The sequence below is a fragment of the Salinimonas sediminis genome, from assembly GCF_003429285.1.
GTDB lineage: Bacteria > Pseudomonadota > Gammaproteobacteria > Enterobacterales > Alteromonadaceae > Alteromonas > Alteromonas indica.
In genome coordinates this window covers 2,609,587-2,628,283 of sequence record NZ_CP031769.1, presented here as the reverse complement: position 1 = coordinate 2,628,283, position 18,697 = coordinate 2,609,587, and the positions used below count along the sequence as shown (strand labels likewise).

The window sequence follows — 18,697 nt, the reverse complement described above, 5'->3', positions numbered from 1 at the left end:
CCCTGTCTTCGTGCGCAAGCGAAAAGAGCCGAAGTCTATTGATCCTGTTTATTTATACTTTCATAGGCTACCCGATCACCGAACGGGGTAAACGTACTACTCTCTTCATATATACCCGCATGAAATTTATAAACGGGCACCAAATTTCATACCGCGGCAGCGCGCTATTATGCACCTTCCCGTGTTCTAAAAGCCGGTGTCCTGGGTTTGTAAATACGTTAGAGAAGCGGTAGTCAAAAGAATGTGCCCGGGTTAAACAAAAAAGCTATTAAATAAAAAGGGGATTAACCAGCAGGGGTATTAATCAAAGGGCTATTAATCAAGGGCTATCAAAAATAGAAGCATAACATGGGGCGGTAAAATAACTACCGCCTGGTTCCACACAATAATTTTTAACGTTTTGTCATCGGAGCGTAGTTGAAAACAGCGAAATTAGCCTGCTATAGCTGAAGACTGTTGCAAAGAATGGAGCTCCTCTCGACATTGTTGCATCCGCGAACGAATACGGCGTAACTCACAGGCAAATTCCTGCGGCTGGTCTTGCTCTAAAGCAATGTCGATACTCGCTAATACTTCATCTTCTACATCTTCAAGCTGCGCAAAGTAGCTATTGTCATTGGCAGAATTAACATGAGCAAGCAGTTGCGTGTACATATTGCTAATCTCAACGGTCCAGTCTTTGTGGGTTTCAACTACGATAGGCTTGAAATCATCAGCATAAGATTGTAGCGCCAATACCGCTAATTGCTTTTCTTCCAGCATGCGGGAAAATATTGCCTGCAGGTTTTGACCGGCTACTTTTTCTTTCGTGTCTTTATAAAACGCAATGCCACCGTTTAAGGCGTTGATAATATCGGAAACCTTTTCGATATTAGCAGGTAGCTGACTCATTTTACTGCTCCTTGAAACAATATTTACAAAACGTACTCGCAGTGTGAATATGCATAGCGCATTCCAGCGAAGCAGCATTACCAATGATTGGAATAAAAATAAAAACCTTAAATAACAAAAGGTTAAAATTTTTTGAAAAGGAGTGGGGGAAAGTGCTGAAGTGGCGAATTAATGGGTAGGGAATATTTTGCGGCGGAGGGTGTAAAAACTAGGCAGCCAGAAAGTATAGCTGCCAAGTATTGCAACGATATTGCAGTACGTTATTTATCGGGATGCGTTGCCAGTATATCTTGCGTTTTGAAGGCACGTTTACCCGTGCCGACCTGACTATTGCCCATTCGGACCACGATAGAATAATAAACATCTTTAGTTCGGGTTTGTTCGACCTTTACATCCGCATCGCTGGGCTCGAAAGGTTGGGCAACTTCATTACAACCGGACATTGTACACTGCTCTTCTTTTAACACAGCAGGGGCAGAATTATTGCTTTCCCTGACAATTTTCTTGCCGGTGCGAGTTTTTCGCTCTATATCGGTTTTTACGATAGTCACCCATTCGTAGCCGTTTTTCTTGGCTATCTCTGCCGCACGATAAAGCGAATATTCTTGTACCTTATCGGCTGGGGTGGCTTCGGTAGCTTTGAACATAACGCGATATTCAGTGTCGGTAAGTTCCATACTGGAATAACCGTAACTGTCGGTAGACTTCGCAGCTGTATAGGGAGTGGGTTGAGTGGGAGAAAGGGACGAACAGCCGCTGACTAATAAACTGGCGGCAAGGGCGCATGTGGCGACGTTAATACCTAGTTGCCTGAAACTCCGTGCGACCATGCGAAAATCCTTATGAAATTAATTGATAAAATACTGTGCGAGCGAAAGACATAAACGCAATTTTACGCTTTGCTTTTGGATTGCTCGTAGTGGCTCCTTTAAATGCACCTACCGCAAATATGCTCAATAATACCGCTGGTTTTCCCACCAACAATCGGGCTCTTCTTTTTGCGCGGGTCTGCATATAATCTGTACGACGCTTAACAATAGCATAGTCTTTGTGCGCTTTATCAACATTATATAATTCAGAATCTAAAAACATTGATTATTCCTTCTGGCTTTTGCCCGCTTCGCCGGTGGCTGCGCGGATAATAGGCATCAGTGAAATATGGCGATAACTTTCCTTCACGGCTTTAACGCATATTGTAATACCAATGGCGTTAATACCAAGCAATATCAGCATGGTGAGCCATAACGGTACGTCTGCGCGATCGAGTGCTATTCCCATAGTGGCATTAATAATAAGCCAACAAAAGCATGCCAATACAAATGCACCAGCTAATCCAACAACAGAAACGATAAGGGATTTTTTAACCAGATTGGTTTCCGCTGCGACGACATGTTGTAACGCATGGAACTGGTCTTTCTTGTGACTGAAGAGGTCTTGAAAAGCGGTTTTCGCATCGCTGAAGGTAGTATCGTCTTGCCATGTTACGTCTTTCGAGCAATCGCTTGCCCAACCAGTATCACTGGTTGGGCAGAACGAAACAGGCCGCTCTGGCCTGAAAGATGCCCGGGCAAAATCTGTCGGTGACATTTTACCTGGCATAGGGCTTACTTCTTACGTAATAGTGACGTAATCAGCATACCAGCAGCAAAGGCAACACCTACTGTGGCAACCGGATTCTCAATTGCGTAACGGCGAATTGAAGATGCCTGCCATTTTTTCTCAGCTAAGCGTTTGCGTGCGGCCATATTTTCTGCGGAATCAGCTGCAGTTGTACGGAAATTTTCTTCTGCGCGACTTGCGGAGGATGCCAACTTATCTACTGAAGAATGCAGGGTTTCCTGTACTTTATCAGTGACAGGATGGGTAGACTCAGTCACTCCATTCGCCTTGTCAGTTGTTGTATTAGCCGTGTTAGCGGTTGATGCTGTAGTAGCTCGTGCTTGCGTAGCCATACTTATCTCCTTGATTGATGAATGTATGCATAAGGAGGGTTGCAAGGCGTGTACCACTACGGAGTTGTGCGTAAGTGTCTGATAAGTATTAATAATTTTTAATGTTGTAGAAAATGGGACCGGGCATGCTGGTAATTCCTGCACGCCGTTGTAAGAATTGCGTGAAGGGTTTACTCTTCAAACAAACGGGTAAGGTCTTGTTTACTCACCGGCTTAAGCAGTGCGTGGTAAATATGGTGCTCTTCTAGCTGATGAGCATCCGGTTCTCTGCCGCTAACCACCACGATATTAAGGCCTGGGGCAATATTGCGTAGCTTCGGGGCCAGATCAAAGCCCTGGTAATCAGGTAGGGTTAAATCGAGCAGCGCATGGTCGAAATCGTTATGATGGAGCTTTTTCATCGCTTCTTCACCAGATTGCGCGATATCTACCTGGTGCCCTTGATGAATAAGCAACAACTGCATCAGTTCGGCGGCGTCTATGTCATCTTCAATCACCAAAATACGCTGGCCTTGTGATAGGCCGTTATTGAGCAAGGGCGCCTCAGTAGATTTCTCAGACGACGCAGCTGATGCGTTGTCAGGGTGTTCGATGTCTACGCCACTGGTTCTGATAAGGTATTTATCCAATACTTCCATCAAGGCGTTCTTTTCAATAGGCTTGCCAAGAACACCGTCAAATCCTTCATCCAGTAACGATTGGCGCAGTCCTTTTCGGCTGGCTGCGGTAATGGCTACCACGGCAGTTTGACAATTGTGCTTGCGCAACGCCTTCAATGCATCAATGCCATTCATTACCGGCATATGGATGTCCATTAATACCAGGTGGAAAGGGTGGCCTTCTTGCTCTGCGATCAATACTGCTTCCAGCGCTTTCACACCGTTTTCGGCGTACGCCACCTGAGCGTGACACTGACTAACCAAATGTCCGGTAAGCCGGCGTAATTCACGTAAGTCGTCTACAATAAGCACCCGGCCGGAAACGTGTAAATTCATACCGGTAGCCGTGCGGGTACTGGGCGAGGCCAGATTAAGCGCTTCACGCGGCTGCTCGCTGATGTTGCCTGGATCCATGGTGAACGAAAAAGTACTGCCTTTGCCAAACGCCGAATCTACCGAAATCTCGCCGCCCATCTTGCTTACCAATTCCCGGCAAATAGCCAGTCCCAAACCAGCGCCACCGTGGTTGGCTCGCATTACATCTTCAATTTGTTCAAAAGGGTGAAAGATATCTTCCAGCTTATCCGGCGGCATGCCAATGCCGGAGTCAATCACCCGAAAGCGCAACATCTCTTTGCCTTGCGTGCCCATCTGATGAAACATATCAATAATGACTTCAACTTTACCATTATCAGTAAATTTAACCGCATTGCTTATCAGGTTAATCAATACCTGACGCAACCGTGTAGGATCAGCCCGGATAACTTCTGGTACCGGGGCGGGGCAATCAATAGAAAGTTGCAGGCCTTTATCTTTGGCCGCCAGGTTCATTAATGAATGAACATCAGTCATAAAACCAGCCAGATCGACATCTTTAGGTGCCAATTCCAGTTTATTCGCCATGATACGTGACATATCCAGCAAATCATTCAGCAAGCTCAATAAGTGCTTACCGTTGGTATGGATTATGGATAATTCCTGATTTATTCGCTGGTTTTGACTATCGTCAATCAGCAGCTCGGTGTAACCTAAAATTGAGGTGAGGGGAGTGCGCAGTTCATGACCTAAATGGGCGAGGAATTTATCTTTTGCTTTGTTTTGCTGTTCTACTTTATGTCGTTCAATTCGTTCATTTTCAATTTCCCGTCGCACCATGGCATAGCGCATAGTGCGCATAAAGCGGGGGCTTTCGATTTCGCTTTTGGTAAGATAATCGGCAGCGCCAGCACGCATCACCATTTCATCTACCTTTGTATCAGACTGTCCGGTTAAAATTACCACCGGAATATTGATACCTTTCGACTTAATCACGCTCAAAACATCAAGGGCATTTTCGGCGCCCAATATATAGTCGAGCAGGCAGATATCGAACAATTTACAACGAAACGCAGCAACAGCTTCGGCACTGTTAGTAACCCAGGTTATGTCAAACCTGGGCTCCTTGCACTGTGATAGATAATCAGCGGTCAGAAAATAATCGTCCTCATCATCTTCGATGAGTAATACACGAATTAGGTCACTCACAGTACATCTCAGTTTTAGCTATTTAATCGTGGGGAAGCTCAACAAACTCGATCCAATAACGACCAAGTGTGCGCATAAGGTCAACCAGTCCCTCAAAATTTACCGGTTTAGTGATATAAGAAGCACAACCTAAGTCGTAACCTCTCAACATATCTTCTTCTTCTTTTGAGGTCGTAAGGATCACTACGGGGATACCACGAATAGCAGGATCGGTTTTAATTTGCTGTAGTGCCTCACGGCCATCCATGCGAGGCATGTTTAAATCAAGCAGAATTAAACTTGGGCGCGGTGAGTCCTTAGGATCAGCGTATTTGCCTTCACGACGCAAATACTCAAGTAGCTCTACCCCGTCTTCTACGCAATACAGGTTATTGAGCACCCGGCTTTCTTTGAGTGCATCAAGAGTTAACAGCCGATCATCCTCATCATCGTCGGCCATTAAAATATTAATAGGCAACGCAGCTTTAGCGGTCATTCTCTACAACTCCTTGACTGGATAGGTTGGCAAATGGCTCTCCATTTACCGGTAATATAATAACAAATTTGGCGCCGTTTCCAGGTTCACTGTAGGCGCGAATCTGGCCATTGTGACGTTCAACAATACGCCGACATACCGCCAGCCCAATACCTGTACCTTTGTATGAAGTTCGGCCGTGTAGACGCTGGAACGGGGCAAATATTTTTTCTGAAAACGACTGTTCAAAACCAATGCCGTTATCTTCAATCGAAATTGTAACCCAATCGAACTCTTCACAGTGATGAAATGTTTCAATTTCTTCTGGGTCAGAAGGCCGGCTATCGATAGAAATAATCGGCGCGCGGTCAGGCTGCTTAAATTTAAGGGCGTTAGACAATATATTTAGCAAAAGCTGTTCAACCTGCGATTTGTCCGCCTGCAAGGTAGGCAGGCTACCTACATTAACCTGGGCACCAGACTCTTCAATGGCTATTTCCAAATCGCTGAGCACAGCTTCCGCCGTTTCCTGCAAATTCACTTCTGTAAAATCTTTACCACGGGTAGAAACTCGCGAAAACGACAGCAGGTCGCTGATCAGCATCGACATACGCTCAGCAGCATTTAACATTCTTTTTAAGAAATCACGGCCACGTTCGTCAATAACATCAGAGTAACCGTCTTCAATACGGTTTCCAAAGGCCCGAATTTTACGTAAAGGTTCTTGCAGATCATGAGATGCAACAAACGCAAAGTCTTCAAGTTCACGGTTACTGCGGGATAACTCGTCAGAATAAATCTGTAATTCCTGAGTACGCTGCGCAATTTTAAACTCCAACTCCTCGTTCACATTTTCCAGCGTGCGCTGATGACGAAGGTTTTCGCGCATATTTAGCTTAAGCAACATAAATATTGCCACAATCAATAGCGCGGTGGTGACGCCAGAAATAATCAGCGTATTAACCGAGTCACGACGAAGCTTCATCAAATTCGCCAGATGCTCTCCCTGCACCAGCCGCTCTGAAGCATCAATATCTTTAAATAGCCGTTCAAACCGGTCGTAAAGCAACAAGCCGCGATCTGAACTTATAATGCGTTGTGCCTGCTCAAAATTACCCGCTTTGGCCGTTTGCACAGTACTGATCATCTCATCAATTTTCGCCTGACTAAGGCTAATTAACTGGCTGATTTTCTCATCCTGTTGAGGTAAATCTGAGACCTGCGAACTAATTTTTACTTCTTCCAGCAAACCCTCAAGGCGGGTTAGGGTAATGGTGTAATCTTCCAGGTAGGCTTCATCCTGGGTAAGCAGAAAACCCCGTTGCCCTGATTCTGCACGCAATACCGCCATGTGCAGTGTATTAACTGCACTGATAACCCGGTTTGTAGTGAACAGGCGGGCTTCTAATGCAGCCAGCTTATCCAATGTACTTACTACATAAAACGAATTAGCGGTGATAATAAGAACAATAACGCCAACTAGGAATATCCAGCTGTAGATAGATTGTATCAGCCTGTTTAACATGTACTTAAGATTCCGACTGCGAATCGCCTAAAGCTTCCATCATTTCGGTGAGGGCTTCACTGCAATCCTTGGTGCTAATAATTATTTTATCCAGAGCCTGTTTGGCCCGTTCGGGCGGAACATCGCCGTCCAGGGCCATCTTGACCAGTTCCGCTTGCATCGAAATGCGGTTTAGCGGTTTACGGGCGTCGTGAACGTGTCTGGCCAGAGTGGCATAATCTTTTTCATTCATGACTAACCTCGTTTACTCTAGTCGTCTTTGCTTAAGTCGCCGTAGGCGTGCAAGCGGTTGTACAGGGTTTTCGTACTGATCCCTAGCATTTCAGCGGCCAGGGTCTTATTACCGTTCACTTTTTCAAGTGTGGCATAAATCAGCTCTTTTTCGACATCTTCAATAGTACGGCCAGCTTGCAGCGCCGGGGTAGTCGATTGCTTTTTAGCAAACGGTGATTCAATCGTTTTGGGTAATTCGATATCCTGTTTATCCGGATCGCTCATGATGGCCGCGCGATGTACAAAGTGACGCAATTCGCGCACATTACCCGGCCAGTCGTAGGCTTTGAGCGTATCCAACTGGGCGTCTTTCCATGCAAAGCTGGTATTATTTTCTTTGTTTAGTTCCGCAATAAACGAGGTTGCCAGCAAAGGAATATCTTCCTTACGCTCACGCAGTGGTGGGATAGTGATAGGAAATACCGCCAGTCGGAAATAAATATCTTCACGCAGCACCTTGCTCTCGGCAATTTCTTCCATCTGCCGGTTGGTAGCCGACACGACCCGACAATTTACGGGTATTGTTTTGGTGCCACCAACGCGTATAACAACCTTATTTTCCAGTACGCGAAGCAGGTTAGGCTGCATATCGATAGGCATTTCGGTTATCTCGTCTAAAAACAAGGTACCGTTTTCTGCTTGCTCGAATACGCCGGCTTTACGTCCCACTGCACCGGTAAAAGCGCCTTTCTCATGCCCAAATAACTCACTGCCAATCAGCTCTTTGGAGAATGCACCGCAGTTAGTGGCAATATAGGGGCCTTCGACATCAGAAGCTGCATGGATAGCTTCAGCCACCACTTCTTTACCTACACCACTTTCGCCTAACAGCATTACGTTTGCGCTGGTACGGCTAACCCGTTCAATAAGCTTATATAGCTCTTTCATTGACGGCGATTCGCCGATCAAATGGCCAAAATACTTCTTAATAGTGGCGGTGCCGGTTTCACTTTTCTTTTCTTTTTTACCGCTCAATACCGCTTCAATTTCTTCGCGCTGTATTGGCTTTACGAGGTAATCAATGTTTGGGCCGCATAACCCTTTAATAATACCGCGTACAGAAGGATGACCGGTAATCAGCGTCACCCGGGGGCGTTTTGGAAGCGCATCAAGTTCTTCAAATAGGTGTACGCCACTGCCGTCGGGAAGCATGAAATCCAGCAGAATGTGATCAAAGCTTTCTTTGGTTAGCCAGTCGCGGGCTTCATCAAGGTTGGCTGCGGTTAACACCTCGTGGCCCAGAAACTCAATGATAGTACAGGCGACATCAGTGAATTCCGGATCGTCGTCAACAAGTAAAACAGTTAACACGGATTGTTCCCTATAATTTTGGTTATATTGCCAATAAACGGTTTACTGACAAAAGGACATTTCGGATCATAATTTGTAATTTGCAGTCTACTGCTAACGTGCTGAAATAGGAATAAATTTTATCCTCTATTAAGATAACTGGCACGTTATTCGCTAAAAGTACTGTATCAGCCTTAACGTTTTGTCTCAATGCGGACAACAGGAAACCCAGGATGTTAGATTTGGCGGCAGTGCGCTCTATGAGCCTGCACGAATTGCTAGGACGTATGCAAAGTACCGGTGAGGAAGATAAAATCACCTTTGGGGAACTGCTTGCGATGATGGAAAAGCGCGGATTTGGTCCGATGCTAGCCGTGCCTGCGTTTATCTGTTCTACCCCAATAGGCGCTATCCCCGGTATTCCTACCGTAACGGGTATCACTATTTTTCTCATTTCATTGCAAGTTTTACTGGCAAAATCTCACCCTTGGCTACCTTCGGCTATCAAAGGGATAGGCATTGAGCGCGATTCTTTAAACAGTGGAATTGATAGAATCAAGCCTGCGGTAACCCGGGTTGACCGGCTTTTAATGCCGCGCTGGTTTTTTATGCGGCGCATTGTTTTTCGCAGTTTAATCGCAATAAGCTGTGCGTTGTGCGGGCTTATGATGGTGCCGTTAGAGTTAGTGCCCTTTTTGGGACTGATTCCAGCTGTTGCGGTATTTATTATGGCGATCGGTATGGCCACCGATGATGGCGCAGTCGCGTTGTTGGGTTTATCGTTAGCCGGATTGGGTTTCTTTATGGGCGCTCAGCAGCTCGTGTCGCTGTTAAGTTAGCTGATATATCTTGTTGGGTTGCCAGTAATGCATCGATATTTTCCGCGGGTGCTGGCTTGCCAAAGAAAAAGCCCTGGCCAATATCACAGTTAAGCTTTTTCAGCAGGGCAGCCTGGTCTTGTTGTTCTATACCTTCAGCCACCACTTCGATTCCCAAACTGTGACATAACGCAATCATCGCCGTCACAATCTTCTCATCTTTAGCATTGTGCACTACGTCTGTAATAAACGCGCGATCCAGTTTGATCGTGTGTACATCTAATTCGCGCAGATAGGCAAATGAACTCATGCCGGTGCCAAAATCATCTATCGACGTTTTAATACCTAATAAATTAAATGCACTGATCATCCGTTTACTTACGGCAATATCAACCATAGTAGCACTTTCGGTTAGCTCAAATTCAAGCCGGGCGGGATCAATACCACTGCTAAACAAGGCTTTTTCAACAAACGGAATAAAAGCGGTATCCATGAGATTATACGCCGACAGGTTTACCGCCACAGAAAGAGGCGTACCTTCACTGTCCCATTTTTTGATCTGTTTAACCGCGCTGTCGATGGTATAGCGGGTAAAGGCGTGAACGATACCGCTTTGCTCCACCAGATTAATAAAATAGCCTGGCGACAACAAACCTTCATCAGGATGGTTCCAGCGAACAATAGCTTCAGCGCCAGCCAGGCTGCCATCACTGAGCCATACTTTGGGCTGATAATACAGTTCGAATTGGTTTTGCTGAAGCGCGGTACGCAACTGGCTGCGAAGCGTAACCTCTACGGTATTATTATGAGCCAGCCGATCATTATATACCTGTATACCCAGGCGCATGCGTTTGGCCCGTAGCATGGCATTTTCGGCATTTTGCACCAGGGTTTCGGCTTCATCGCCGTGCTCGGGCGCACATGCTACCCCAATGCTACAACCTATCTCGAATTCACTTTTACCGATAATCAAAGGCTCACGGCATTCGTACAGCAAGTTGAAGGCTCGGCTCATCACCTCGTCGGCAGGCAGGTTGGGGATCCAGATAACAAATTCGTCACTACGATACCGGTAAAGCCGGGTATGCGGGCGCATCAACTGCCGTAAGCGCAGGGCAAAAGCCTTTAAGATTCGATCGCCCATATCATGGCCAAGTGCATCATTAATGTCTCTGAACCGGTCGAGGTCTAAAAACATCAATGCCCCTTCCTTATTATTAAGTTCCAGGCCAGACAGCAGCGCGTTGCGATTGTATAGTTTTGTAAGATTGTCGATGAGCGCCAGTTTTTCCAGGCTTTTATTCGCATTTTCAAACCGTCGTGCAATAAACGCCGACATAATTAATGCTGACCAGATAGATAACCAGAATGTGAGAAAGGCGGCAACCGATAAACGACTGATAACGTGTTGGGAAATACTGGCCATATTTTCAGATTGCCAGATTACCGTTAATGGCTTTTGATTCTCTGGCAATACATCGCTATGCACATAATACTGACCATCGCCTGAACTAAAGAACCCGGTTTGTTTTAAAGGTTGCAAAAAGGTTTGGGGAGCGAGACGGGGATCGCGATAAAGCTCTTTCTGATCAAATTCAATAATCAGAATATCTTCTGCCAGAATGGACAAATCACGGGGTACTAATGATACCGGGCCCGAAAGGTCGGCTTCGGCAATAATCGGTGAGAGCAGAGTTTTCACATCTGCATATTGTTCTTCAAAAGACTGACGCTCAAGATCTTTTTCCATTTCAAGCAGCAGGTTATAACCCACATAGCAAAAAATGGTGATAACCAGTAGCGACAACATAATCGAGCCAAGCAGCAGCCTTTTACGTAAATTACTGTCACTTTTTATCAGCTCAAGGTTATCTGCCATGGGTAACCCAACGCGTCACCTGAGCAAGATAAAACGCGTAATTCATTGCTAACGTGAGCATGGTCACATTAACAGTTATTTTCGGCTTATTGTAAGCTGTTAAATACATGGATATCGACAACCCGTCGTTACGTAATCCGCAGGTATACCATTAGAGAAAGGAAAACACTGCGTATCATTAACCTTGCTGGTTCTTATTATTATTTTTGCTCGTGACATTTATATCGTTAAATAGTGCTATGTTCAACGGCTAGTTTGCGCTAAACCCGCTCGGCACCTGGCATTTGCATGGCTTGATACCGCAATTCGCCAATAAAAGTTCGTGCCGCCGGCCCTAATTTATCCCCATCTTCGAACCCCAGATTAAGTAAAATTCGCCGCACGCCCCCCTGCGCCAGAGGCAAAGGCGCTACACACTGATGTTCCAACTCATGTTGTATTAAGGCCACCGGTAGCCAGGCGTAACCCAAACCACGGCGAATCATATCAATGGAGGTTCTGACATGACTTACTGTCCAACGCTGCTCTGCCCCCAACCAGCCTGATTCAGCCTTGCGTTCGCTGGATGAGTCTCTTACTACAATTTGCCGGTGGGATTTTAAGTCTTCCACCGTCAATGGTCGTTTCAATTGATGTAGCGAGTGCGTCGGGTGAGCAACCAACATAAAATCGATTTCGCACAAGTCTTCGCTAAACCCGTGGTTTAGTGCAAACGGTGAAATAGCGATATCAACTTTACCGTGCTCCAGTAAATCATTAGCGCCATTTAATACCGTCTCCATAATCTCAATCCGCAGTAAAGGAAACTCTTCAGATACGCGAGATAACACGCGGTATAAAATTTCTGAGGGAAACACGATATCCACGGCGACTCTAAGTTGTGTTTCTACCCCGCTTTGCAGACTTTGTGCTACCGCTTCAAGCTTCTGCGCTTCGTCCAATAGAAAGCCAGCCCGGCGCAGCATAAGCTCACCGGCCGGGGTTAGCCGGACTTTACGTCCTTCGTTTTCAAACAGTTCAATGCCTAACGCGTGTTCCAGCTTTTGTACCGCGTGATGAACCGAAGACTGACTTTTGTGCACAGCCTGGGCGGCCTGGTTGAAGCCGCCGGCATCTACTACGGCTTTAAACATCCGCCACTGTTCTAAGGTTGCTTTAAGCATGATAAATCGAAAATTCGCAATGGTGAGGACTGTATTACACCAGTATTACACGCAATTATAGAACATTCACCAAAATAAGGCATGCAGCAGCCTTACCTGTCTACCCATTTTCTACAGGGTTAAGTTCATCGGTAATTTCAGTAATATTGCTAATAATAGCGGTAACCTGGGCGTAACCCATATCATGTAGTTGGGCTGCGGCTAGCTGGGCTCGCACCCCACTTGCGCAATGTAGATAAAGTGGCTGCTCGGCGTCCTTAAATTGCTCTAATGCTTTCATTTCAAGGATGCCGCGGGGAATAGCCGTGGCAGCATCGTTTGGCTGTCGGGTACGTTCTTCAGTTTCACGAACATCAATTAACGTCCCCCCGTTTGACTGTATTTCAGCCCGAGCCTCGGCGGCGGTAATTTTTCTTACTGAGGGGGGGAGGGAGGCGAGGCGTTGAGGTATTGTTTTTAACATAGCTAATCCTTATTGACGGTCCCAAAGGCGGCCTGAATCATAAGAAAACTCTAATATGATCAATGCTGAAGCGAAATTCCAGTGGTTATCTTTTAACTGTCATATTTGTGCGACCAATGCCCTTGTCTGATCTGTGGCCTTCGCGTTTCAATAGGCCTCTGAAACACTTACTACTTTAGTATACATGTCTGTCATTACCAACGAACCTGAAAGAACCGAAGTTATTCTGGAACATGCCAATGAAGCAGAACACTTTCTTAAGCAACTGGCGAACAAAACCCGGCTTATGGTGCTCACGTCACTGGTTGGCAAAGAATTATCGGTGTCTGATTTACTGACCCGGATTGATGTGACTCAACCGGTGTTATCGCAGCATCTTGCCCTGTTAAGAGAAGCAAAAATGGTGGCAACCCGTCGTGATGGTCAGGTGATTTATTACCGACTCACCGACGAACGGGTGCACAAAGTTTTGGGCCTTATTAATACATTTTACCCAGCATCAATGCCCGATTAAACTAATTTGGCGGGGTCAAGTAGCGCCGTTAATTCGGCCTCGTCCAAGTCGGTCATTTCTTTCGCCACTTCGATAATATCGCGTTTATCCTGATATGCCTGCATGGCAATTTCAGTGCCTTTTTCATAACCTATTTTCTGGTTTAGCGCGGTGACCAATATAGGGTTTTTAGCCAGCACCTGTTGCAGCTTATCCTGATTAACAGTAAAAGTAGCAATAGCGTTATTGGCAATAGCATCGCAGCTGTTTGCCATTAGCTGGCTCGCCTTTATCAGATTACGGCCGATTAATGGCAACATGACGTTAAGTTGAAAATTACCGGATTGGGCTGCCACAGTAATCGCCGTGTGATATCCCATTACCTGCGCGCAAGCCATAGTGACCGCTTCTGGGATCACCGGGTTCACCTTACCGGGCATAATACTGCTGCCTGCCTGTAACTTAGGTAAACTGATTTCCCCTAAACCGGCCAGCGGGCCACTGTTCATCCAGCGAATATCGTTACTGATCTTCATCAGGGCAGCCGCTAACGTATTTAGCTGGCCAGCCAGCTCAAGCGCAGTATCTTGCGAAGAAATGGCGCCAAAATGATTGTCTGTAACGGTGAAGGTCGTATCCAAATAACGCCCTAACGCGGCGCACACCTTACCGCCAAACGCTTTATCAGTATTAATACCGGTACCCACCGCTGTGCCACCGATAGCTAACCGGCTAAGCCGCTGGGCGGTATCGTCTAAGCGGTGCTTGCACTGAGTTAGTTGCGCTTGCCAACCAGAAATTTCCTGGGACATTTTCACCGGCATCGCATCCATCAAGTGAGTTCTGCCGGTTTTAATGACCCCATCAACTTCGGCCATTTTTGCCGACATAACCTTCTCGGCGTTGGACAGCGCCGGCATTAATTCACGCTGTACCACCAACATAGCACTGATGTGGATTGTGCTGGGGATAATGTCGTTTGAACTTTGCCCCATATTGACATGATCATTCGGGTGAACCGTATCACCTAACCGCTGTGTCGCTAAACTGGCAATAACCTCATTTGCATTCATATTGGTACTGGTACCGGAACCCGTCTGGTAAACATCTACCGGGAACTGCTCATCATGCTTGCCCTGCGCCACTTCCATTGCCGCGGCGCAAATCGCTTCACACACCGGCTCTTCAAGTTTGCCCAGCTCAAAATTAGCTGTCGCGCAGGCCGCTTTCAGATAGCCCAGAGCATGAATGAAGGTGGCCGGCATAGGCTCATTACCGATGGTAAAGTTATCTACCGCCAGCGCGGTCTGTTTTTGATATAGTACGTCGGCCATATTATTGCGCCTTCGTTAAAATTGCCTGTAAATACGCTGAATCAGCCAGCCGGTCCATATCGATTTCAGGCTGCTCCAGTAATCCTTCATGCGACAAATTGACCTGTACCTTGTGACTCGACCAGTCAATGTTATGTACATCAGTGGGTTTGATCGCAAGTTTTTTGCCGCCCGGCAGCCAATTATTGGTATCTACCACTAAAAGCTGCAAGGTCCAGGTGTCAGTATCAAAAATAAAATCGGTAATATGCCCTACATCATCATCTGTAGTGGCAACATCATAACCATGCACTTCATTACATGAACGTAAATGGTTGGTGGGCCCGGTAGGGTCTTTGGCTATTTCCTGTTGCATTTCCTGATCTGCCAGTTGCGTTGGGTGAGAAAAATCGCCCCAGGCTCCCGGGCCTATCCAGTAATAACCATAGCCAAAATATTTAAACAGGGTTTCTTCATACTCGCGCGATACCGGCTTATGTTCGTCAATTGAAGGACCATCTTTGATACCTTGCGAGGACATGTTAATAGACAGCCACTGGGCTTCGGTATCTACTTTGGTTACGGCGATAGGTGATATCACCACTTTCCGGCTTAGCGGTAACCAGCTGTTCGTGTCTGCTACCAGATACCGGGCGACAAAATTCTGATCGTCAAACAGAATATCTTTACAGGGTCCTATATCGCCATCGGTGGCGTGAATAGAGTATTGTTTCATTTGTTTGTGGGAAATCATCTTGCGCGATCCTTTTGCTAAGCAGCCTTCTGTTGTGAAGACAATTTAATATTCAATTCGTTAGGGTGACGATGAAGGATCAATTTAACCGCCGTAGTGTCCGGCGTGAAGCGCAAAGACTGACCGTTTAATGTAGCCAGGCAAAAGACCCAAAATAGACCTAGCTACCCACCCTCATAATGAGTATAGAAGGGGTTGATTCAGGCAGGTAAGAAGAACGTTACGGAAATAACAAAAAGGGGCCCGAAGGCCCCTTTGATAGCAAACTTTAGCCTGCTACATCATATTCTTCTTCGGTATAATCTTCATCAAAGTCTGCCTGATTGCTGGCAGAACTATGTAAAGTATAAAAGTGGCGCTTACCACGCGCCAGACGGACGTATTTCTGCCATGCCTTTTCAATCAGATTAGCTGATTCTGCCTGGCCGCTGATAAACGCAACAAAATGTGCTTCATCGGCAGTTTCCGGCTGCAACTCACCGGTTTCCAAGGCTAGCAGGGTCTTACCATATGTGGCCAGAATATCGGCTTCACTTATGCTGAAGTCGCCTGACTTACGAAAACCATAGGGAAACTTCATCCGGTCAATAAAGGGCTTTGAAGATAAACGAATATCAAACGCTTTCATGGTCATTCTCGTGTGGGGTGTTTTCACGTGTCTTTTAAGGGAATGTCAGACAAAAATGAAACAAAAATTTTTGCTCTTTTCCACAAAAAATTATGCACATGCCTTTTTTCGCTATAGCTGACAGATGGCGGCTATGGGGCAATCCGCTATAGCGCCTTGCTGGTATAGCGTCGTAGCTAAAATAGCGCGTTAATTAATTCCTGCCATATAAAATATTTCATCGTTACGATGATTAATATTTGTTTTTATTTTTACCCGCGGTGCTGATAATGAAGGGGTAGGCAACAAGAATGAGACTGCAATGAGTAAAGACTATCGTTACCAACGTGAAGCATGGGACTCGGTAGAGGATGACGAACTTCACGGTAAGAAAAAGCAAGATCGTCGTCACCAGGTTAAAAGCAAACAGAAACGAGATGTACTGCGCCGGGACAAACAACGTCGCCTGCATCAGGAAGGGGCTTAATAACCTAATAACGAATCCCCGCCAAACGGCTGTTAATCACAGCCGTTTGGCTTGTTTTTGTTTACAATTTCAGTAAATTGTGCCAGCTTTAGCGGCAAGTTGTTTTTTATTGTCTTAAAGCATGGATATCCGCTTTCTTTCCACTTTTATCGAAGTGGCCAATACCCGGCATTTTGGCAAAGCTGCCGAAAATCTTTTTCTTACCCAATCGGCCGTGAGCGCCCGTATTAAGCTGCTCGAAGAATATTTTCAGACAACCCTGTTTATTCGTCACCGCAATAGTATACAGTTAACTCCCGCGGGCGAAAAACTCCTTCCCTTTGCTCATCAACTTAGTGACACCCTTAAAGACGCCAAGCGCGAACTGCAATTGGAGTCTGGCGAATATGTAGTGTGCGGCGCGACGCAATTAGCCAGCGAACTACAATTATCCAGTACCCTATCTAAAATTCATGAATTTTTCCCTGATTGGTCGGTTAAAGCCGAAATCCTGACGCTGGATAATTTGTCACGCCAGTTACATGAAAGAGTCATAGATTTGGCCTTTTCTTCAGAGGCGCTAAAGTCAGAAGAGGTGATAAGCGAAGAGGTGTGGCGCGAACCGTTAGGTCTATTTTCTGTCAATGATGCTCAGCAAAGCATCGACGCAGCCGACTTTGTCGCCATAGAGTGGGGTAGCAAACCACGTGAGGCAGTATGTCAGGTTTTTCCCCAGTTGCGCGAAGCCAGGCTACGCACTAACTCATTAAGGCTGGCGTTATCGTCAGTGGAAGAAGAGGGCGGTTGTGTGGTGTTACCGCTATCTTATGCGCAACGCGGTAACAAACAGCGTGAACTCATTTTATTACAAACCTTCACTGAAGCGTATGCCTGCGTTTATTTGAACCATCTGAAAACCGTCAAGCGTCCTGCGTTATCTACCGTCATCGATCAGTTATTTAAGCCGGCCAGTTAATGCAGCCTGCCTGGCATATCAGTGCAGTCTTTATACAACCTCAATTAAAATTGCCCCGAAGGTCAGGTAGACCCTTGCAAATTTATCAATAGTGCCCATTTGATGATGTATCAATTTATCCTGATTCGCAGGCATTATTTTGTTTTTGCTGCCTGCTGATGATGCAAAGGACCGTATTATGGCTTTAGACCAACACCCGTTATTAAATGCTGGCGCTGATGTAAGAATGGCAGAGACCATTAGTAATATTAAACAGAATGAAGAGGTCTGGATCCTCAAAGATGGTGATGGCTGTGTGATGCTTACCACCGATGATGAAGATGGGGTGCCGGTTTGGCCAGATGCCGGCATGGCATTGATTTGGGCAACCGAAGACTGGGCGGATTGCGAGCCTATGGCTATTTCGCTTAAAGACTGGCTACAGAAATGGACACCGGGACTAATGCAGGACAATCTGGTCATTATGATGTGCCCGGTACCGGGTGAAGACGGCGAAGTCATGGATCCGGAAACTCTCGCCGAAAAAATTATGTAAGCGTGCCTGGTTGCCAGGTGCTAGCCTGGCTTACCCGCAAACGCAGCAAATACAGCCAAGACGCGCCTGTTGGCAATTCTGCCCGGGCTGTGGTGCTGTATTTGCCCCTTTCTTTCGATGGATTTTTTCCGTTTAGCCTCGTCCCGTTTACATTGCGATATCAATGTTCACTATCTTGAAAACACCTTGATATATGGGCTTATATAGGTGCTGCTTTAGTGTTGTACACCTGCAAATAGTGGAGCATGGCCTTTTGCATCTGCGGTATTTACGGTAGTAACCGGCCGGCGTTTGGCGTTAACCATACTGTGTATCTTTCTTCAATTCACGCCGATAGCGCAACAAAGCTGATCTAGCTTTTCTCTGATCGCGTTTAAACAGCATAAATAAATAACCAGGAAGATTTATGTTTACAGAACAACCTACTATGCCAGAGCTGTTTGAACAGTTGGGATTGGATTCCAGCGATGAAGCTATTGAAGCATTTATTGATAAACACCGTGGAATGAACGATAGCCGGCATATTGAAGATGCGCCGTTTTGGAGCGAAGGGCAAAAAGCATTTTTGGCTCAGGCGATGCAGGCTGATGCTGAATGGGTAGTCATTATTGATGAGCTTAACGTTCGATTGCACAAAGATTAGCAGGGCTAAGGTCAGGGTG

22 protein-coding genes are annotated in these 18,697 nt (G+C 46.1%); 6 read left to right on the top strand and 16 right to left on the bottom strand.

The window, feature by feature from the left end; translation table 11 throughout:
• Window positions 1-432 precede the first annotated feature (432 nt).
• The 10 genes from D0Y50_RS11750 to D0Y50_RS11705 all read right to left on the bottom strand — a co-directional run bounded on the left by D0Y50_RS11750 (window position 433) and on the right by D0Y50_RS11705 (window position 8,589).
• A complete protein-coding gene (locus tag D0Y50_RS11750) occupies window positions 433-891 on the bottom strand; it encodes a DUF2383 domain-containing protein (protein WP_170145499.1) in 459 nt (152 codons plus the stop codon).
• A 260-nt stretch (window positions 892-1,151) separates the two neighbouring features.
• Window positions 1,152-1,721 (bottom strand): CC0125/CC1285 family lipoprotein, encoded by a 570-nt coding sequence (locus D0Y50_RS11745; RefSeq protein ID WP_117317117.1) that lies wholly within the window; start codon window positions 1,719-1,721, stop codon window positions 1,152-1,154.
• A gap of 10 nt (window positions 1,722-1,731) precedes the next feature.
• Window positions 1,732-1,983: a hypothetical protein gene (locus D0Y50_RS11740; RefSeq protein WP_117317115.1), complete on the bottom strand. Its 252-nt coding sequence runs from the start codon at window positions 1,981-1,983 to the stop codon at window positions 1,732-1,734.
• A 3-nt stretch (window positions 1,984-1,986) separates the two neighbouring features.
• On the bottom strand, window positions 1,987-2,490 hold the full coding sequence (locus D0Y50_RS11735) for a hypothetical protein (protein WP_133175121.1): 504 nt from the start codon (window positions 2,488-2,490) through the stop codon (window positions 1,987-1,989).
• 5 nt (window positions 2,491-2,495) lie between these two features.
• Window positions 2,496-2,843 (bottom strand): DUF883 domain-containing protein, encoded by a 348-nt coding sequence (locus tag D0Y50_RS11730; RefSeq protein ID WP_108567109.1) that lies wholly within the window; start codon window positions 2,841-2,843, stop codon window positions 2,496-2,498.
• 170 nt (window positions 2,844-3,013) lie between these two features.
• Complete coding sequence (locus tag D0Y50_RS11725; RefSeq protein ID WP_117317113.1) at window positions 3,014-5,026, bottom strand: response regulator; 2,013 nt, start codon at window positions 5,024-5,026, stop codon at window positions 3,014-3,016.
• 22 nt (window positions 5,027-5,048) lie between these two features.
• A complete protein-coding gene (locus tag D0Y50_RS11720; RefSeq protein ID WP_108567111.1) occupies window positions 5,049-5,501 on the bottom strand; it encodes a response regulator in 453 nt (150 codons plus the stop codon).
• Window positions 5,491-7,005: a sensor histidine kinase gene (locus D0Y50_RS11715; RefSeq protein WP_117317111.1), complete on the bottom strand. Its 1,515-nt coding sequence runs from the start codon at window positions 7,003-7,005 to the stop codon at window positions 5,491-5,493. The genes D0Y50_RS11720 and D0Y50_RS11715 overlap by 11 nt, the downstream gene beginning before the upstream one ends.
• 4 nt (window positions 7,006-7,009) lie before the next feature.
• Window positions 7,010-7,237 (bottom strand): hypothetical protein, encoded by a 228-nt coding sequence (locus tag D0Y50_RS11710; RefSeq protein ID WP_108567113.1) that lies wholly within the window; start codon window positions 7,235-7,237, stop codon window positions 7,010-7,012.
• A gap of 17 nt (window positions 7,238-7,254) precedes the next feature.
• A complete protein-coding gene (locus D0Y50_RS11705) occupies window positions 7,255-8,589 on the bottom strand; it encodes a sigma-54-dependent transcriptional regulator (RefSeq protein WP_117317108.1) in 1,335 nt (444 codons plus the stop codon).
• Window positions 8,590-8,801: 212 nt separating this feature from the next.
• Between D0Y50_RS11705 and D0Y50_RS11700 the strand changes: the two genes are divergently transcribed.
• Window positions 8,802-9,407, top strand: a complete 606-nt coding sequence (locus D0Y50_RS11700; protein ID WP_108567115.1) for an exopolysaccharide biosynthesis protein — start codon at window positions 8,802-8,804, stop codon at window positions 9,405-9,407.
• Here D0Y50_RS11700 and D0Y50_RS11695 read toward each other — a convergent pair.
• The 3 genes from D0Y50_RS11695 to D0Y50_RS11685 form a co-directional block, all read right to left on the bottom strand.
• On the bottom strand, window positions 9,370-11,265 hold the full coding sequence (locus D0Y50_RS11695; RefSeq protein ID WP_108567116.1) for a putative bifunctional diguanylate cyclase/phosphodiesterase: 1,896 nt from the start codon (window positions 11,263-11,265) through the stop codon (window positions 9,370-9,372). The genes D0Y50_RS11700 and D0Y50_RS11695 overlap by 38 nt on opposite strands.
• 260 nt (window positions 11,266-11,525) lie before the next feature.
• Complete coding sequence (locus D0Y50_RS11690; protein WP_108567117.1) at window positions 11,526-12,428, bottom strand: LysR family transcriptional regulator; 903 nt, start codon at window positions 12,426-12,428, stop codon at window positions 11,526-11,528.
• A 100-nt stretch (window positions 12,429-12,528) separates the two neighbouring features.
• Entirely contained in the window at window positions 12,529-12,891 is a 363-nt protein-coding gene (locus D0Y50_RS11685; protein ID WP_117317106.1) for a rhodanese-like domain-containing protein, read from the bottom strand.
• A gap of 184 nt (window positions 12,892-13,075) precedes the next feature.
• On the opposite strand from D0Y50_RS11685, the gene D0Y50_RS11680 reads away from it, so the two are divergent.
• Window positions 13,076-13,405: an ArsR/SmtB family transcription factor gene (locus tag D0Y50_RS11680; RefSeq protein ID WP_108567119.1), complete on the top strand. Its 330-nt coding sequence runs from the start codon at window positions 13,076-13,078 to the stop codon at window positions 13,403-13,405.
• On the opposite strand, the gene D0Y50_RS11675 is transcribed toward D0Y50_RS11680, so the two are convergent.
• The 3 genes from D0Y50_RS11675 to maoP all read right to left on the bottom strand — a co-directional run bounded on the left by D0Y50_RS11675 (window position 13,402) and on the right by maoP (window position 16,079).
• Complete coding sequence (locus D0Y50_RS11675) at window positions 13,402-14,718, bottom strand: class II fumarate hydratase (protein WP_117317104.1); 1,317 nt, start codon at window positions 14,716-14,718, stop codon at window positions 13,402-13,404. The genes D0Y50_RS11680 and D0Y50_RS11675 overlap by 4 nt on opposite strands.
• 1 nt (window position 14,719) lies before the next feature.
• Window positions 14,720-15,451, bottom strand: coding sequence for a PRC-barrel domain-containing protein (locus D0Y50_RS11670; protein ID WP_108567121.1), 732 nt, complete (start codon window positions 15,449-15,451; stop codon window positions 14,720-14,722).
• A 268-nt stretch (window positions 15,452-15,719) separates the two neighbouring features.
• The gene (gene maoP / locus D0Y50_RS11665; protein ID WP_108567270.1) at window positions 15,720-16,079 is read right to left on the bottom strand and encodes a DUF413 domain-containing protein; all 360 of its coding nucleotides are present in this window, start codon (window positions 16,077-16,079) and stop codon (window positions 15,720-15,722) included.
• Between the two features lie 301 nt (window positions 16,080-16,380).
• Here maoP and D0Y50_RS19540 point away from each other — a divergent pair, with 301 nt between their 5' ends.
• The 4 genes from D0Y50_RS19540 (at window position 16,381) to D0Y50_RS11650 (ending at window position 18,678) form a co-directional block, all read left to right on the top strand.
• The gene (locus D0Y50_RS19540) at window positions 16,381-16,545 is read left to right on the top strand and encodes a hypothetical protein (RefSeq protein WP_170145498.1); all 165 of its coding nucleotides are present in this window, start codon (window positions 16,381-16,383) and stop codon (window positions 16,543-16,545) included.
• 121 nt (window positions 16,546-16,666) lie between these two features.
• Window positions 16,667-17,500, top strand: a complete 834-nt coding sequence (locus D0Y50_RS11660) for a LysR family transcriptional regulator (RefSeq protein WP_108567122.1) — start codon at window positions 16,667-16,669, stop codon at window positions 17,498-17,500.
• Window positions 17,501-17,678: 178 nt separating this feature from the next.
• Window positions 17,679-18,035, top strand: coding sequence for a DUF2750 domain-containing protein (locus D0Y50_RS11655; RefSeq protein ID WP_117318757.1), 357 nt, complete (start codon window positions 17,679-17,681; stop codon window positions 18,033-18,035).
• 406 nt (window positions 18,036-18,441) lie between these two features.
• On the top strand, window positions 18,442-18,678 hold the full coding sequence (locus D0Y50_RS11650) for a DUF2789 family protein (RefSeq protein ID WP_108567123.1): 237 nt from the start codon (window positions 18,442-18,444) through the stop codon (window positions 18,676-18,678).
• Window positions 18,679-18,697: the final 19 nt, after the last annotated feature.